This window comes from Streptomyces sp. NPDC097640 (assembly GCF_040302705.1).
In the GTDB taxonomy this organism is placed as follows: domain Bacteria; phylum Actinomycetota; class Actinomycetes; order Streptomycetales; family Streptomycetaceae; genus Streptomyces.
In genome coordinates, this window is sequence record NZ_JBEOSB010000009.1 from 276556 (window position 1) to 294062 (window position 17507).

8 protein-coding genes are annotated in these 17507 nt (G+C 71.5%); 2 read left to right on the forward strand and 6 right to left on the reverse strand.

Annotation, left to right across the window (positions count from 1 at the left end):
* Positions 1 to 124: 124 nt before the first annotated feature.
* From ABTY62_RS16880 to ABTY62_RS16895, 4 genes are all read right to left on the reverse strand, one after another.
* On the reverse strand, positions 125 to 271 hold the full coding sequence (locus ABTY62_RS16880; RefSeq protein ID WP_352130172.1) for a hypothetical protein: 147 nt from the start codon (positions 269 to 271) through the stop codon (positions 125 to 127).
* On the reverse strand, positions 268 to 2739 hold the full coding sequence (locus tag ABTY62_RS16885; RefSeq protein WP_352130173.1) for a GTPase-associated protein 1-related protein: 2472 nt from the start codon (positions 2737 to 2739) through the stop codon (positions 268 to 270). The genes ABTY62_RS16880 and ABTY62_RS16885 overlap by 4 nt, the downstream gene beginning before the upstream one ends.
* 305 nt (positions 2740 to 3044) lie before the next feature.
* Entirely contained in the window at positions 3045 to 4952 is a 1908-nt protein-coding gene (locus ABTY62_RS16890) for an SMI1/KNR4 family protein (protein WP_352130174.1), read from the reverse strand.
* A 12-nt stretch (positions 4953 to 4964) separates the two neighbouring features.
* The gene (locus tag ABTY62_RS16895; RefSeq protein ID WP_352130175.1) at positions 4965 to 5648 is read right to left on the reverse strand and encodes an alpha/beta fold hydrolase; all 684 of its coding nucleotides are present in this window, start codon (positions 5646 to 5648) and stop codon (positions 4965 to 4967) included.
* A gap of 219 nt (positions 5649 to 5867) precedes the next feature.
* Here ABTY62_RS16895 and ABTY62_RS16900 point away from each other — a divergent pair, with 219 nt between their 5' ends.
* Together ABTY62_RS16900 and ABTY62_RS16905 are read left to right on the forward strand one after the other, a co-directional pair.
* Complete coding sequence (locus ABTY62_RS16900) at positions 5868 to 6614, forward strand: AraC family transcriptional regulator (protein ID WP_352130176.1); 747 nt, start codon at positions 5868 to 5870, stop codon at positions 6612 to 6614.
* Positions 6615 to 6707: 93 nt separating this feature from the next.
* Positions 6708 to 12314, forward strand: coding sequence for a non-ribosomal peptide synthetase (locus tag ABTY62_RS16905; protein WP_352130177.1), 5607 nt, complete (start codon positions 6708 to 6710; stop codon positions 12312 to 12314).
* Here the strand turns inward: ABTY62_RS16905 and ABTY62_RS16910 are convergent.
* Both ABTY62_RS16910 and ABTY62_RS16915 read right to left on the reverse strand, forming a co-directional pair.
* A complete protein-coding gene (locus ABTY62_RS16910) occupies positions 12242 to 16132 on the reverse strand; it encodes a non-ribosomal peptide synthetase (RefSeq protein ID WP_352130178.1) in 3891 nt (1296 codons plus the stop codon). The two genes, ABTY62_RS16905 and ABTY62_RS16910, sit on opposite strands and share 73 nt — an antisense overlap.
* On the reverse strand, positions 16120 to 17349 hold the full coding sequence (locus tag ABTY62_RS16915; protein ID WP_352130179.1) for an MFS transporter: 1230 nt from the start codon (positions 17347 to 17349) through the stop codon (positions 16120 to 16122). Before ABTY62_RS16915 ends, ABTY62_RS16910 begins: the two co-directional genes overlap by 13 nt.
* Positions 17350 to 17507: the final 158 nt, after the last annotated feature.

Below are 17507 nucleotides of genomic sequence, written 5' to 3' on the forward strand. Positions count from 1 at the left end.
AACCGCCTGAGCCAATCCCCCCTGCCTCAGTCCCTCGAAAATGCGACAGAGGGCTACTCGGCGGCTTTCTTGGCGCCTTGTCGCGTAGCGCCCGTGGCACTATTTCCGGCGTGACCCTCCGCGGTCACCAGTCGCGCCGCGCCAGACCGCAGGCCTCCCGCCGAACGCTGCCCCAGTGGGGTGCTCGGAGCCAGAGCGCGTAGCCGACACACAGCGCGTTCGCCACAAGGCCGGTGGCCCACAGGGCCCCGGTCAGTAGGTTGACAGTCATGACAGATCGCCGTCCTTCCGCGGTGGCTCCACCTCGCCCCAGCCGTGCTCTTCCGCCGCGTCCCTTCGGCGCCGGCGGGTCAGCCGGCGGCTGATCCGGCCGAATGCCCCCGGCCGGTTCCAGGCCCGGAACTCTTCCGCCCGGCGGGCACTTGTGCGTTCCAGGCATCCCTCGACGGTGGCGATATCGGCCTCGGACAGGTCTCGCGCCACCGGACGGAGCACCGAGTCCAGCAGCTCTGTACGCGTCTCCTGCCAGGCCTCGCCGGCTTGAGGGTGCGAACTCCAGGCATGGAAGCACTCGGCCGCATACGCGGGGTCGGTCCGCAGCCGGTCACGCACCCGGCCGGATCGAGCCGCGCGGCCGTACGCGCCGATGAGGTCGGGATCGTGGCTGTGGATGAGTGCGTACAGTTCTCCGTCCGGGCTTTCGGTGGACAGCAGCCGGTATGCGAGAGCCCCGAAAGTGTGCTCGAGAACGGTGCGTTCCACCGGTTCCGCCGCCGCCCGGAGCGACACCGCCCGGTCGGTCCAGCCGGGGCCGGCCGAGCCGCTCCGCAGCTCGCGTGCCAGCTCCAGGAGGAGCAGGGAGGCGCGCTCACGCGGTGTCAAATCCTCGGTGAAGCAGCGCAGCAGGTCCTGGGCGAGATCGGGTACGTCGAGATCGTCCTCAGGCCCTTCGAGCGCGGCCCTGACCAGGCTGGGCCAGGTACCCGCCGTGAGGTGGGTGTCCGACCCGGCCTCGACCAGCATCAGCCGCGCCTCCCCGGCGGTGGGCGTACTGTCCTGCCAGATCAGCCGGACCGCCGTGCGCAGGACGAGCGGATCGGCGAACATCGAGACTCCGCTCGCACGCACCACGGCCTTCAGCGCGCCGACACGGTCGCCGCCGCCCGCGGTCGCCTGCGGCGCCTCGGCGCACATCCGCAGATGGGGCAGGGCCTGGCTCTCCGCGAAGCGGAGCGGGATCCGCTTCAGCAGCCGGGCCGCGGCGTCCGGATCGCCGGCGGCCAGGTCGTCGAGCTCGCCGAGCAGTGTGGTCCGCAACGTGAAGTGTTCCTCCACGGCGAGGCGTACCGCGGGAGTGTGCGCATCCTCCGGAGCGGCCAGCAGCTCGTGGGCCAGCCTGCGCGCCACCTCCGGCAGCAGGTCCGAGCAGTCCACCCCGAGCAGGTTCGCGATGCGCAGCAGCTCCAAGGGGCGTGAGGCGCCCCGCTCGGTGTCCGCCACGCCCGCGCGCAGCTCGGGCGCCAGTTCGCCGGCGAGACGTTGGCGCAGCTCCTCGGTGAGGGCGTCGGGGCGCAGGGCGTCCAGCCCGGGCACCGACCCGGGCGAGCAAACAGCCTCGGTGAGGACCAGCGACGTGAGCGGCTCGATGGAGCCGATCGGTACCCGGCCGTCGAGCGCCGTGAACAACCGGATCAGGGCCGCCCTTTCGGGATCCGTCCGGTCCCCGGCGGGCGCGCCCAGCGCCGCCACCAGACGGTGCAGCCGCTCCTCGCCCAGTGCCTCCCGGTGGCTGTGCGCCCAGTCCGCCGCCTCGGCGCGGCCGGTGGTGTCGAGCCCAAGCCCGGCGCACAGCGCGACGCAGGCGAGCGGGCCGGGGGCGAAGCGGTCGTCCGCGAGCGAGGCCGCCTCCCGGAACAGCTCGGGGGCATCACCCAGCCAGATGGCCGCGGCCGCCTCCGCCCAGGCGTCGGCCACCGGCTCCCGGGGCTTTCCGCCGGCGCAGTCGTACACCCGATAGCGATGGTCGTAGCCGGTCAGCCCCCCACGATCCTCCGGCAGTACGCCGATCACTTGCTGCCGGGCGAGCTCCGGCCGCCTCGTATAGGTGGTGAAGGTCAGCCGGTGGGCGTCTTCGCGTGGCAGCACGGTGCTCGCCAGCGCGATCCACCGGGCCACATCCGCGCTGTTCCGCTCGATGACGATGATCCGGGGCGCGGACTCGTCCTGGCTCAGCCCGCGCAGATCGGCGAAGAAGCCCGCGAGCCACGGCGAGCGAGCGGCCGCGAACATCACCAAGCCGTCCCGGTCGAAGCGACCCGAGGCAGGCAGCGCTTCCAGCGGCTCCGGCACCCCGCCGTCCGGGGTGCGGCGGGCCCACTGGGGGGAACCCCAGGCGGTGATGGGCAGCGCCCCGCGCGGCGGTGTCGTGTCCGTGGGGAGATGCAGCGCGTGCGCATGGAAGTTGCCCTGGCGCCCGCTGTGGTCGACTCCCGTATAGACCGTGCGGGCCAGCAGCCAACTTCCGTCCGAGAGCCTGCTGTAGCTGAACGCCTCGGGGAACGTGGCCAGCTCGGCGCTGGTGGGACGTGGAGGGGCATCGCGTGGCGGCTCATAGCCGATGAGCTGCTCGGCCTCTTGGAGCAGCGATGCGGGTATCCCGGGGGTGAGCGCGGTGAACCGGAACCCCGAACCGTCCGCCCCCGGGGGCGCCGAGGTGTAGTGCAGCTGTGTCAGGCTCATGCTCCAGCCTCCCCGCCGGCCGACTTCCCGGGCTTCGTACATTTGTTCACGCGAAGGAGCCCGTCTTGGTCACAACCACCGTCATCGGGGTGGTCACCGTCCACCGGAAGGGGGCAGCGCCTGGCCGGACAGAGTTCCGGGTAGCCCGAGGCGATGCCCGAACTCTGGCCCCACTGATCGTCCCCCTGCTCACAGTTGGTCTGTGCGAACGATTATCCCAGCAGATCCACTCCTGGAGTGTGAAGACTTTGCAGGATACGGACCCGGGCGAGGGGGCCGGTCGTCGCCGGTGGGGCCGTCCGAGTTCAGGGCCGGCGCCGCCCGACGCTGACGTAGGAGTAGGCGAACCCCTCGCCCGCGCGTGGTGCCCGGGTCCAGGATCGGGTGGTGAAGGTGCGGAGTCGGCCCTGGGTCAGCGCGAAGCGAGGAAGCGAGAGCCCGAGTTCGGCGTGCAGCGCCTCCAAGGCGCGCAGTTCGCACTCCAGGTCAGTGTCTTCCGGGCGGAACAGCCGTGCGGGGTCCAGGGCCTCGGGTATCGCGCCGGAGCGCTGTATCTCCGTACCCCGCACGGTGAACGCGTAGATTTCCTCGCCCTGTTCGGCCACCGACAGGTGGAACGCGGCCGGGCGGTCACCGGAGGACGAGCTCCTCGGGTCGCGCCACACCACCACCGCGCGGCCGGACGAGGAGGCGGCCGGAGCGGGGGACAGGAACAGCTTGTTCACATGGCGGGAGCCGCCGTCGAAGGCGAAGGCCCACGCTCCGGCGGTGCGGCCGACGGCGACCACGGCCCGGTCCTCCCAGCGTTCCACGCCCTCCCGCTCGTGGGGCCGGGGTGCCCGCCGGAACGGGTCGCGCGGATCCGCGGGCGCGCTCAGTTCGGCGCCCTCCTCGCCGATCAGGGCGGGCAGGCGGGCGGGGTCGATGCCCTCGACCCAGACACAGCGGTATCCGTCGCGCGGCCCCCGGTTCGCCGCGGGCTCAGTCAGCCAGGCGAGGCCCGGCGGGTCGAGATCGGGCACCGGATCGGGAGCGGGCCCCCGCTCCCCGGCCCGCGGTGTCGCCAGGATCTCCCGCCCACGCTCCGGGGTGATCAGCGGACCCAGGACCGGATCGGCGAGCAGGCCGATCGGGGCGATCAGCCAGGGCCCGGGCGCCTCCCACAGCGGGAGCGCGTCCCGCAGCACCCGCCACGCGGCGCCGGTCGCCCCCCAGCGGGCCGACTCCCAGGCCTCGGCGACGGCCCGGCCCCATGGACCGGGAGGCGCGTAACGATGGGTGCCGTCGCGCATCGTGCTCAGCACGGCCTCGGCGGTCTCCCGAGCGGCCCCGCGAGCGGCCATCATCCCGAGCCAGCGGTCGTCCCCGCCCAGCCGCCATTCGCCGCGTGCCGGAGTCATGGCCTCCACGGGCAGAATCTCGGGCAGGTAGCGCGGGTCGGCCACCAGGTAGCCGTAATCCCGGGGACTGCGCGGGGCCAGCAGATGCCGGAGCTGGTTCAACAGGACGGCGCTCCGCGGCCGTCCGAAGGACAGCGCCTCCTCGAGCAAGGGCAGGGCGTCCTCGTACCGTCCGCGCAGGGCCAGCAGGCGGGCCTCCTCCACATGGGCGTCCTGGGCGCGCGTGGTCGCGTTCACGAAGTCGGGCCGCTCCGCCCGGTCGGAGTGGAAGTCGCGGTACATGGCCTCCATGTACACGCGGAACGACGGGTAACGGTCCGGCAGTTCACCGCTCCAGCCCTTGTAGACGTAGAGCGCCCACTCGCCGTCCTGGTCGCGGTCGCCCGGGTCGAGCAGGGCGTGCGACATGTCGGAGTCCGTCTCCAGCCGTAGCGCCCGTTGCCACATCCCGGCCAGCAGGACGTCTTCCCTGCGCGGGTTGTCGCCCAGATTCCGCTCGTACAGCGGGGTCATGCCGTACGGATCCTGGAACCAGTCGATGTCCGCGGCGCCGCCGAGCTGATAGACCCCGGCCGTCTCGTCCACGTGCCATCCGTCGCTCACGGCGAGGAACTCCCGGTACGAGGGCGGCAGCCGCCGTCCCAGCCGCTCCTCGGCCGCGGCGATCGCCGCCTCGTCCGCCCCGGGCCTTCCCGGGGGGACGACGGTCTGCCCGCCGTCCTCGCCGTCGTCCTCGTCCTCGTCCTCGCGCGGAGCCCACTCCGCCTGCCAGCGCCCCAGGAATTCGTGCCAGTTGAAAGACTCGCCACTCATGGCCGGATGGTGTCATCCGGCGCCGACAACAGTGTCGGACAGTAGTGCCGCGACCGCCTCCGGGGCCTCATGCATTGCGTCATGGCCGGTAGGGAGGTCGTGGACCTGCCATTCGGGATCGGCTTGAAGTCGGGTGCGGAGTTCAGCGAACGGCGTCCGGTCTTCCCATCCCGAGCAGTAGATGAACTCCCGGCGGGGGACCTGGGCGAGCGTGCCGGTGAGCCGGATCGTTTGCAGGAACGAGGCGAGGGGATGGGGACGGCGCCGGGGATCGCCGCCGTCCGGCGGTCGGACGGCATAGCCGGTGGTCGCAGCGCCGGCGGCGAACGCCTCCCGGTAGCGCTCGGTCGTTGACGACCAGCACGACTCGCCATCGCGTGGTACGTAGGCGTCGAGATGCACCAGTCGCGAGATCCGGCCGTCAGCGCGATCGGCGGCCGCGGCGATCACCATCCCGCCGTAGCTGTGGCCGACCAGCGTCGCGCTGGTGATGTGGGCGCGATCGAGGAGCTGCAATACGTCGTCGGCGTGCGTGTCGAGGTTGGCGGCCGCGACCGTCGCGTTGTCGTCGTCCGGCCGCAGACCGGTCAGGGTCAGGGCGTGAACGGCATGACCGGCACGCTCCAACAGCGGAACCACCGCCTCAAACGACCACGAGCCATGCCAACCGCCGGGCACGAGGACGAACGTCGCCATGCGTTTCTCCTTCTCTCAAGCCGTGGTCCGGTCGGGCGCTTTGCGCAACCGAAGACCACTTCGCATGGAGGCAGTGTCACCGGATGAAGGGATGGCGGGCTAACGATAGGATGCCAACTGATGCCTGTTCGCCGCCAACCTTCCCTGATCGCCGGTGTGACATCACATGTGTGGCCGTCCGGCGGGCGCCACCTGTGGCCATCCGGCGAAACAAGCGCGGTGCAGTCGCACGCACGGGGACACCTGGTATACGCGGCCGGCGGCGTCCTGACAGTTCACACCGAACGCGGCACCTCGATCGTTCCCGCCAACCGGGCCGCCTGGACCCCCGCCGGGTTCACGCACTACCACCGCGCCCACGGCGACACCGACATGCGGATCGTCTTTCTCGCGCCATCCCTCGCCCGGCTCATACCGGACCATCCCGCCGTGTTCCTGGCCTCCGGCCTCGCCCGCGAGGTCCTGCTCGCCCTGACCGGCCCCCGCAACTACGACGACGCCGCGCCTGCCTACAGCCGCTCGGCGCGCGCTCGCCTCCTTCGAGTCCTCGTCGATGAACTCCGCGAAGCACACGAGCAGCCACTGCACCTGCCGGAGCCACGGGACGACCGGCTGCAAGCCATTGCCCGGAAGCTGTACGAGACGCCGGCGGACAACGCCACGCTGTCCGAACTCGGGAAGACGATCGGAGCCAGCACCCGCACCCTCAGCCGACTGTTCCGCAGCGAACTCGGCATGACCTTCTATGAGTGGCGCACGCAGCTACGCGTCTACCACGCGCTCGTGCTCCTCGCCGACGGCCACGACACCACCCGAACCGCCTACGCCTGCGGATGGGCCAACCCCAGCAGCTTCATCTCAGCGTTCACCAACATCATCGGAACGACCCCGGGCCGTTACCGAACCAGTCGCCAGACCACCGCCCACACATCTCAACCCCCGACGGTGGTCCAGCCCTCGGGGTGACCGCTGCCCACCGGCCACCACACATGACGATGCGGCTGGATGATCCGCTAATCTCATCGCCTTGGCAGTGCTCCATCGGTTCCTGGTGAGGTTATGGCCCACTCAGCCCCGCACGATCTGCCGCTGTCCTTCGGGCAGGAGCAGCTCTGGTTCCTCGACAGACTGCGGCCGGGCAACTCGGTCTACAGCGTCGCTGTCGCCCTGCGCATCCGGGGAGACCTGGACATCGAGGCGCTGCGCCGGGCCTTTGGCGAGATCGTGCGGCGCCACGACACACTCCGGGCCCGCTTCCCCGACAGGGCCGGCGTGCCGGTGTGCGTACAGGCCGACAGCGCGGACCTTCCGCTGTCGTTCACCGATCTCGGCGGGCTCCCGGAAGACCGGCGGGAACCCGAGGCGGAGCGGCTGTTGAGCGAGGCGGCCGACGCTGCCTTCGATCTTGCGGCGGGGCCGCTGATCCGGTTGGAGCTGGTGCGCCTGTCCGGCGAGGACCACGCGCTGGCCGTCGCCGCGCACCAGATCGTCCTCGACAGCGCATCCATGGAGGTGCTGCTCCGCGAGTTCGGGCAGGTCTACGCGGCGTTCCGGGACGGCCGGCCCCCCGTGCTGCCCACGCCCCTCCCGCGGTACGTCGACTACGCGCGCGAGCAGCGCGGCCGGTCGTACGCCGCCTCGCTGGAATACTGGCGGAAGCGGCTGGATGGCGTGCCCGCGATGCTGCGGCTGCCCACCGACAGACGCCGGCCGGCCGCCCGCAGCGGACGCGGTGCGGTGGAGAGGTTCGAGATCGGCCGGGAGTTGACGGAACGGCTGACCGGCTTCAGCGACAGCCGGGGAACCACCGTGGCCACCACGGTCCTCGCGGCGTTCAAGACCCTGCTTGCCCACTACTGCGACCAGCGGGACATGACGGTGGGCACCACACTGCCCAACCGGCCGGAGGGCGAACCGGACCGCGCCATCGGGCACTTCGCCAACACGGTGGTGCTGCGCAGCGACCTCTCCGGCGAGCCCGGTTTCGGCGAGATCCTCCGCCGCGTGGACGCGGCGGTGCGGGAGGCCGGGGCCCACGGCGACGTGCCGTTCGAAGAGCTGATCAGAGTCCTTCAGCCGGAACGTGATCCGAGTTCCACCCCGCTGTTTCAGGTGCTGTTCCGCTCGTCGGAAGGGTTGGAGGAAACACCGGAGTTCGCTCGCCTCGCGGTGGAGCGCATCGACCTGCCGCGCACCGCGGCCAGGTTCGATCTCACCCTGGGGGTCAGGCAGCTGGGCGAACACCTGGCCTGTGAGCTGGAATACAACACCGACCTGTTCGAGCCCGCCACGATCCGGCGCGTGGCCGGACACCTGCGGCAGCTGCTCGAAGACGCCCTGACCCATCCCGACCGGCCCATCAGCGCACTGCGCCTGCTCACCCCGGCCGAACGCGAGCAGATCCTGACCGGCTGGAACGACACCGGCGCGGAGGGCCGGGAGCCCCGGTGCCTGCACACCCTCTTCGAGGAGCAGGTCTGCCGCACGCCGGAAGCGCTCGCGGTGGTGTGGCGGGATCAGCGCCTCACCTACCGCCAACTGGACGAGCGGGCGAACCAGATGGCGCACGCCCTGCGCTCCCGGGGGGTCGGGCCCGAAACCGGCGTCGCCATCTGCCTGGAGCGCTCGGCCGCGACTCTGATCGCCCTTCTCGGGGTGTTCAAGGCGGGGGGCACGTTCATCCCGCTGGACCCGGACTACCCGGCGGAGCGTCTGGCGTTCATGCTGTCGGACTCCAAGGCCTCGCTGCTGCTGTCCGACGCCGCCACGGCAGCGGCCCTGACCGGAGCCGACGCGGTACCCGTCCTCCTGATCGACAGGGACGCCCCGGAGATACGGTCGCAGCCGACGGCCCCGCCGGTCAGCGGCGTCCTCCCGGCGAATCTCGCGGGCATGCTCTACACCTCGGGCTCGACCGGAACCCCCAAATGCGCGATGCTCACGCACGCGAACTTCGCCAACTACTTCTACTCGTTCGAGGAGCGCTACGGCCTGAGCCGGAGCCTGAGGGCTCATCTCCAGATGGCGAGCTTCTCCTTCGACATGTTCATGGGCGACGCCACGCGCGCGCTGTTCACCGGCGCCACACTGGTGGTGTGCCCGCGCGAGGTCTCGCTGTCCCCTCCGGAGCTGCTCGACCTGATGCTCCAGGAAGGCGTCAACAGCGCGGAGTTCGTGCCGCCGCTGCTGCGGGTGTTCCTGGACCATGTCGAGGAGAGCGGGCAGTCGCTGGAGTTCCTGGACTTCCTCATGGCGGGTGGCGATGTCTGGTACGTACGCGACTTCGAGCGCGCGCGGCGCCTCTGCCACCCGGGGACGGTGATGGCCGGGACCTACGGCCTCACCGAGTCCGCCATCGACAACACCCACTTCGCCGAGGGGCACCCCGGCGACGACCCCGACGGCGCCCTCCCGGTCGGCCGCCCGCTGCCGGGCAGCCGGACCTACATCCTCAACAGCGCGCTTCAGCCGGTCCCGCCCGGAGTCGCGGGTGAGCTCTATGTCGGGGGTGACGGTGTCGGGCGCGGCTACTTCGGCCGGGCGGACCTGACCGCGACCCGTTTCGTTCCGGACCCGTTCAGCGGGATCCCCGGGGCGCGGCTCTACCGCAGCGGTGACCTGACCCGGTACCGCCCCGACGGCACGATCGAGATCGTCGGCCGCTCCGACCACCAGGTGAAGGTCCGTGGCTTCCGGGTCGAACTGGGGGAGATCGAGGAAGCCCTGCGCGGCCACCCGGATGTCGAGGACGCCCTGGTCCTCGTGCACGACAAGGCCCCCGGGGACCGGCATCTGGTGGCCTATGCGTCGGTCGCCCCCGGCCGGTGGCCGATCTCGGCCGAAACACGGCCCGACTGGGAGCGGGAGACCCGGGCCCGGCTGCGCGACCATCTGCGCGGGCGGCTGCCGGGCTTCATGGTCCCTTCGGCGATCGTTCTGCTGGAGAGCATGCCGCTCAATTCCAACGGAAAGCTCAATCGCCGAGGGCTGCCGAGCCCCGAACAGGAGCTGACCGCCCAGGCGGGCGGCGCCGCGGAGCCACGCACCCCGGCCGAGGAGATCATCGGGGGCATCTGGAGCGATGTCGTGGGGGTCGGCGGCATCGATGTGCACGACAACTTCTTCTCCATCGGCGGCCATTCACTCCTGGCCACCCAGGTGCTCGCCCGGATCCGTACCGCTTTGGGTGCCGAGCTCCCGGTTCGCGCGATCTACGAGAGCCCGACGATCGCGGGACTCGCCGAACGGGCGGAGGCGTCGCTGCGGGCCGGCACCCCGACGACGCCGCCGATCGTGCCCCTGCCCCGTGTCGCCGGTCAGCGGCTCCCGCTGTCGTTCGCCCAGCGACGCCTGTGGTTCATCGACCAGTTGGAGCCGGGCAGCCCGGCGTACAACATCGCCTCTCCGCTGCGGTTGCGTGGCGCGCTCGATCGGGAGGCGCTGCGCCGGAGCCTGGAGGCGCTGGTCGAACGCCACGAGGTGCTGCGTACCGTCTTCGGCGCCGATGACGGCGAGCCGTGGCAGGAGATCCGGCCCGCGCCGTCCTGGGAACTGCCTCTCACCGATCTCGCCGATCTCGGCGGGCCAGGCCCGCGAGAGCGGGCGCGCGAAGCCGAGCGGCTGGTCAGCGAGGAGGCCGTGCGCCCCTTCGACCTGGCCCGGGGACCGCTCATGCGGACGGAGCTGCTGCGGCTGGCCGCCGACGAGCACATCCTGCTGCTGACCATGCACCACCTCGTCACCGACGGCTGGTCCGGCAGCGTCTTCTTCGAGGACCTGGCCGCCCTCTACGCGGCCGGGGGTGACCGGGAGCGGGCGGGCCTGGCCGAGCTTCCGGTGAGCTACGCCGACTACGCGGTGTGGCAGCGCGACTGGCTGCGAGATGGGACTCTCCGACACCAACTGGTCTACTGGAAAGAGCAGTTGGACGGCGCGTCGACGGCCATCGACCTGCCCTTCGACCGGCCTCGCGAGTCCGGCGGCAGCTCGGCGGGGCGTGTCGTGGAATTCAGCGTCCCCGTTCATGTTCTGGAGGGGATTCGCACCGTCAGTCATGCCGCGAGCGCCACGGTGTTCATCACCCTGCTCACGGCCTTCCACTGCCTGATGGGCAGGCTCACCGGTCAGAGCGACATCGTGGTGGCCGTGCCGACCGCCGCCCGGGGCCGTACCGAACTCGACCGCCTCGTGGGTTTCTTCGTCAACACCCTGGCGCTGCGCGCCGACCTTTCCGGGAATCCCACCTTCCGGGCGTTGCTCGACCAGGTACGGCGAGTCGCGCTGGACGGCTACGCGCACCAGGACGTCCCGTTCGAGAAGATCGTCGAGGAGCTGAACCCGGACCGCAGCCCATGGCACAACCCGCTGGCCCAGGTGCTCTTCGTCCTACAGAACAACGCCCCGGAGACGGCCGAACTGACCGGACTCACGGTGGAGCCCGTACCGTTCGACGTCCGCACCTCACAGTTCGACCTCGGCATGCAGCTCTGGGAGACCGACACCGGGCTCCAGGGCGTGCTCTCGTACCGCACCGAACTCTTCGACGCGGACACCGCCGAGCGGATCACCTCCTTGTGGAGCACGCTGCTGCACAGCGTGGCGGCAGCCCCGGACACCCGCCTGTCCGACCTGACCCTCTCCGCCACCCGCCCGCTTGCTCCACCGCCGACCGGGGCGGAGCGCCCGCCACCGCCGATCGCCGACGGGCGGACCGTCACCGCCCTCTTCGACGCCCAGGTCCGGCGCACACCCGACCGGATCGCGGTGGTCTACGGCGCCACAGAGCTCACGTACGCCGAACTCGGCGAGCGGGTGGACCAGATGGCGCAGGCGCTGCGGGAGGCGGGGGTGGGGCCTGAGGCGACCGTGGCGGTGGCGCTGCCCCGCTCGGCCCACCTGGTGATCGCGACGCTCGCCGTGCTCAGAGCCGGAGGCTGCTGTCTTCCGCTCGACCCCGGCACGCCGCATCAGCGTCTCGAACTGCTGCCGGCCGCTTGCCCGCCCGTCCTGACCGTCACGGATCGCGCCCACGCCTGGTTCCTGCCGGCCGGCCTGCCCACGCTGGTCATCGGCGATCCGGGACCGGCCACCCCGCCGGATGTCAGCACACCGGCTCCACACCCGGCCGGCGCCGCCTGCGTGGTCCGGGCCGCGGGAGAGGACGGCGAACCCGTAGGGGCCGTCCTGTCCCATCAGGACGTGGTGCGTGTGATCACCGGGACCGGCCTCTGCCCCGGGCTCGGCGACGTCTTCGACCTCTCCGTATGGGAATGGTGGGGGCAGTTGCTGCGCGGCGGCCGCGTGACCGTCACGTCCCGCCCTTCGGCCGGGCAGGTCGCGGACACGGGCGCGAGCGCCGATGGGCCCCCGGCCTACGTACTGGACGGAGCCGGGCGGCGGGTGCCGCCCGGCGTCGTCGGCGAGCTGTACCTGGCCGGTCCGGGGCCCGCCCGGGGCTATCCGGGGCGACCGGCCCTCACCGCGGAGCGCTTCGTGGCCGATCCGTACGGGCCGCCCGGCGGGCGGATGTACCGCACCGGCCACCGGGCCCGGCTGCGCGGCGACGGCTCCGTGGACTTCGTGGGCGGGGCGGATCAGAGGGAGAGCGCGGTGGCGAGCGCCCTGCCGACCGTGGCCGACGGCCCCGGGGACAGCATCGCCGGATGAGCGCACGCGAGGGAGATCTCCTCGATCGCCCCGTCGATGAAAGGGGTCCATTCCCTGACCGGGTCCCGGCCCTCGGGCCGGTCCAGGGCGGCGGTGAAGAGGAGGAGCTCTCCCCGGTAACGCCGGGGTACGTAGCCCCGCCATAGCGCACGGTGATGCCTCAGGGCGGCCAGCACCCGCGGCAGCTCGTCCGCCGCCAGCCCGTCGAGCCCACCGATCGCCTCGTTGAGAAGTTCCACCGCGTCGTCCTCGCCCCCGCGGGGAAGCCCGTCGCCGTCGTCGTGGAACTCCGGATAGCTGTCGAGCATGCCGAGGAACCGCACCTCCTCGCCCGCCTCTTGGAGCTGTACGGCGACGGCATGCGCGACGAGACCGCCGAAAGACCAGCCCAGAAGCCGGTACGGGCCGGCGGGCTGTACGGAAACGATCTGCTCGCGGTAGTCGCGTGCCATCTCCTCGATGGTCGCGGGGTGCGTCGTGTCGTGCGACAGCGCCCGGGACTGTAGCCCGTAGACCGGCACATCCGGTGGGAGATGGCGGATCAGCCCGGTGTAGCACCAGCTGATGCCACCACCCGGGTGCACACAGAACAGCGGGGTGCCGGAACCGGCCGCCCTGAGCCGCAGAAGGACGTCGAAGGCCGCCCCGTCACGCTCACCGGACCGGTCCAGACGCCTGGCGAGGGCGGCGACCGTAGGCGCCTCGAACAGGTCGCGCAGCCGCACCTCCACGCCCAGCCGGGCCGCGATCCGGCCGACCAGCCGGGCGGCGAGCAGTGAGTGGCCGCCCAGTTCGAAGAACCCCTCGTCGGCGCCGATCCCGATGGCGCCGAGAGCTTCCGCGAACAGCTCGCACAAGACCTCTTCGACCGGCGTGCCCGGTCCCCGGCACGACTTTCCGATGCCGGCCGGCGGCGCGGGCAGGGCCGCCCGGTCGAGCTTGCCGTTCGGCGTCAGCGGCAGCGCCGGCAACGGCACCACGGCGGCGGGCACCATGTACTCCGGCAGCAGCCGCCGCGCCCGCTCGCGTACGGCCGAGTCGTCCATGCTCTCGGGGGTCGCGCCCTCGACGGGCACCACGTACGCCACCAGCCGCTGGTCTCCCCGTCTGTCCTCCCGAACCACCACCGAGACCTGGGCCACGACCGGGTCGGCGGCCAGAACGCTCTCGATCTCGCCGGGTTCGATGCGGAAGCCACGGACCTTGACCTGCTGGTCGGCCCGCCCCATGAAGTCCAGCACACCGGTCGGCCGCCACCGCGCCAGATCCCCGGTGCGGTACATCCGCTCGCCCGGGGCCCCGAACGGGCAGGCGACGAACCGCTCAGCCGACAGGCCCGGCCGGCCCAGATAGCCCCGGGCCAGGCCCGAGCCTGCGACATACAGCTCGCCCACGACACCGGGCGGCACCGGGGCGAGCGCCGAATCCAGCACATAGATCCGGGTGTTGGCCAGGGGACGGCCGATGGGCACCGTTCCGGGCGGGAGCTCGGCACCGGGCTCCACGGGGAAGTCGGCGCAGCTGACCGTGGTCTCCGTCGGTCCGTACACGTTGTGCACGGTCATGTCCGGGTGGCGGCGGCGCCATGCGCGAAGCGCCTCGGCGGTGAGGGCCTCGCCGGCGAGCAGCAGCTGGCCGGTGGGGGAGCAGGCGCCGGATGCCTCGGCCAGCAGCGGCAGATGACTCGGTGTGGCCTTCACGAAGGTGAAGGGCGCTTCGGCCGGCTGCTCCGGCTCCGCCATCTCTGCGATCTCGTCGATCGAGGTCGTGAACAGGCAGCCGCCGACCGTCAGCGGTGTCCACAGGGCGGTGACCGTCAGGTCGAACGCGAGCGAGGTGTGGAGCAGGACCGTCCCGGCGGTCGCCGGGTAGGCCCGGCGTGCCCAGGCCAGGTAGTCGGCCAGGGCTCCGTGGGTGACGACGACACCCTTGGGGCGGCCCGTCGACCCCGAGGTGTAGATGACATAGACCGGATGAGCCGGATGTGTGCGCACGGGCGGGCGGGTGGTGGGCCGGCCCTCCAGCTCGGCCCGGACCGGGGCGTCGTCGAGACGCAGCCGGGGAACGGCGGTCTCGGCCGCCGGGTCGTCCTGCCCCGTGGTGAGGACCAGCTCCGGCCGGGCGTCCCGGAGCATGGCGCCGAGCCGTTCCGCCGGATAGGCGGGGTCCAGCGGAAGATAGGCGCCTCCCGCCTTGAGGACGGCCAGGAGCGCGATGACGGCCTGCGCGGAACGGGGCAGGGCGACCGCGACCAGCTTCTCCGGGCCGACTCCGCGCCTGGCCAGCAGGTGTGCCAGCCGGTTGGCCCGCGCGTCCAGCTCCGCGTACGTGAGCACCAGGCCGCCGTCGGACACGGCCGGTGCGGCCGGGGTCCGGGCGGCCTGGGCCGAGAAGAGCGCGGGCAGGTCCGGGCCGGGCGCGTGTCGGTCGGTGTCGTTCCACGCGGTCAGCACACGGTGCCGCTCGGCGGCGTCGAGGATGTCGATGCGTCCGACGGGACCCTCCGGGCTCCGCGCGGCGCCGGCCAGGATCCGTACCAGGCGGGCAGCCATCTGCCCGGCTGTCCCGTGGTCGAACAGGTCGGTGCGGTAACGGAGTTCGCCGGTGAGCCCGGCCGGCTCCCCGTCGCGGCCGAATCGCTCTCTCAGACTGAGGGTCAGGTCGAACTTGGCGCTTCGCGTGTCCACGTCCTCGAGGCCGACCCGCAACCCCGGCAGATCCGGGACGGCATCCCCGTCGGGGTGGAAGACCAGCATCACCTGGAAGAGCGGATGCCTGGCCAGGGACCGTTCGGGGCTGACGAGTTCCACGACGCGCTCGAACGGAAGCTCACCATGTGCGTATGCCGTCAGGGCCTTGCTCCGCACCCGCTCGAGCAGCTCCCGGAAGGTGGGGTTGCCGGAGGTGTCGGTGCGCAGGACCAGAGTGTTGGCGAAGAAGCCGACCAGCTCCTCCAACGCCACCTCGTCGCGGCCCGCCGTCACGGTGCCGATCGGGATGTCGTTACCGCCCCCGAGCCTGGTCAGCAGCAGCGCCAGCGCGGCCTGGACCACCATGAAGGAGCTGGCCCGGGCCTCCCGCGCCAGCCGGGTCAGCCCGCGGTGGACCTCGGCGCCGACCTCGATCGGTACGGCCTCACCATGGAATCCGCTCACCGCCGGACGGGCCCGGTCGGCGGGCAGCGACAGTTCCTCGGGCAGGCCGGCGAGCTCGGCGGACCAGAAGGCCGACTGGCGGGACACCTCGCTGTCCGGGTCGTCCTCGTCGCCGAGCGTCTCCCGCTGCCAGAGGGCGTAGTCCGCGTACTGGACCGGCAGCGGGGCCCACCGCGGCGCTCGGCCATCCGCCTGGCACCGTGCCCGGTACGCGGTCCCGAGGTCACGGAAGAGCGGGCCGATGGACCAGCCGTCGCAGGCGGTGTGGTGAATCACCAGCGCCAGTACCGATTCCTCCGGCGCCAGCAGCAACAGCCGGGCGCGGAGCGGCAGCTCGCGCGCCAGGTCGAACGGGCGCGCGCCGAACTCCTCCAGCTCCTGCGCGAGTCCGTCCTCATGTGTCTCAGCCACCTCGAACGGCACGCTCAGCGCCTCCGGACCGAGGATGTCCTGGTGCGCCACCCCCTCCGTCTCGGTGAACACCGTGCGCAGACTCTCGTGGCGGACCACCACATCCCGCAGGGCGGCCTCCAGGGCGGCATGGTTCACGGCCCCGGAGAATCGCAGCGCCAGGGGGACGTTGTAGACCGCGCTGGGCCCTTCCAGCCGGTCGATGAGCCACAGGCGCTGCTGGGCGAAGGACAGCGGAATCAGGCCGGCCACCCGGACTCCCGGAGGGTGCGATTGAGGGTCACGGGTATCAGAGCGACCGCCAGCGCCACCGCCAGCACGGTGAACACGGCGTCGGGGGAGAGGAAGTCGAGCAGCAGGCCGCTGCCGAGCGTCCCGGCGGGCATGCCGAGGGTGAAGAGCATGAAGGTCGCGGCCATGACCCGGCCTCTCAGCTCGTCGGGGACCTGCTGGAAGATCAGCACATCGGTCATCACATCGAGCGCCGGGTCGCTGAGCAGCATCACCGCGAGTACGAAGAAGACCAGCACCGGGCTGCTGGACAGCGGCAGCACCAGGAGCGGCGGCACATAGAGCCAGGACGCGGCGATTAGCAGTTTCCCGGGGCCCATCAGCCGGTGCAGCCGGCTGACGAAGAGCACCCCGACGATCCCGCCCACCGCCTCGCCGGACAGGGCGAGGCCGGTGCCGGCACCGCCGACCCCCTCGCGCTGGAGGAGAACCAGGCACGACAGCACCGTGGCGGAACAGACCAGATAGAGCGCGAAGGTGATCCCCACCGTGGCCCGCAGCAGTGGGCTCCGGGCCAGGAAACGCATTCCCTCCAGGGCTCCGCCGCGCGCCTTCCCACTCGCCTCCGGTCTGCCGTCGAACCGGACCGCGCAGGCCGCGCCGAACGAGAGCAGCGACCCGATCGTCGCACCGATGAACGGGGCCGGGCGGTCGAGCCCGAAGAGGAATCCCGCCAGCGGCGGCCCCAGCAGCCCCGTGCCGTTGGTCCGCAACCCGTCCTGGGCGAGTGCCTGCCGCAGCTGTGCCTTGGGCACGACCGAGCGAATCGCGAGCGTCCGGACCGGGAACGCATAGGCCATGGTGGCGCCGACCACCACCGCGACCAGCAGGATGTGGGTGAGGGTCAGCCGGTCCATCGCGAGGGCGAGGGGGACGGTCAGGGACGCCAGGAATCGCAGGCCGTCGGCCACGATGAGGATCACTCTGCGGTTGTAGCGGTCCGCCACGGTGCCCGCGTGGATCCCGAAGAGCACCTGTGTCAGGAGCTGCACTCCGCTGAACGCTCCGGCGGCGAACGTCGATCCGGTCATCGCCAGCAACAGGAGCGGATACGCGGTGGAGGACATGCGCGAGCCGAGCAGCGAGGCCGCGGAACCTCCCCAGAGCATCTGGAACTGCCAGTTCCTGCGCAGCGGACGGATACCCGCGGCCGTCTCATCCGCTTCAACCGGCGTCATCCCCGGCCTCCGATCACCACTGCCCAAAATAATTCGGCAATGATTTCAGGGCGGAGATCAAATTTGCAAGGCTTGCCGTCGGGTTGAGGAATCTCCTAGATTGCCCGCAGTCATGACGGCGTATTCATCCGACGGGGAGAGGTTTGCCATGACAAATC

Bases quoted from the DNA above. Each gene is read 5' to 3' on its own strand.
- ABTY62_RS16905 (WP_352130177.1), top strand. From the start codon at position 6,708: ATGGCCCACTCAGCCCCGCACGATCTGCCGCTGTCCTTCGGGCAGGAG.
- ABTY62_RS16880 (WP_352130172.1), bottom strand. From the start codon at position 271: ATGACTGTCAACCTACTGACCGGGGCCCTGTGGGCCACCGGCCTTGTG.
- ABTY62_RS16915 (WP_352130179.1), bottom strand. From the start codon at position 17,349: ATGACGCCGGTTGAAGCGGATGAGACGGCCGCGGGTATCCGTCCGCTG.
- ABTY62_RS16890 (WP_352130174.1), bottom strand. From the start codon at position 4,952: ATGAGTGGCGAGTCTTTCAACTGGCACGAATTCCTGGGGCGCTGGCAG.
- ABTY62_RS16895 (WP_352130175.1), bottom strand. From the start codon at position 5,648: ATGGCGACGTTCGTCCTCGTGCCCGGCGGTTGGCATGGCTCGTGGTCG.
- ABTY62_RS16885 (WP_352130173.1), bottom strand. From the start codon at position 2,739: ATGAGCCTGACACAGCTGCACTACACCTCGGCGCCCCCGGGGGCGGAC.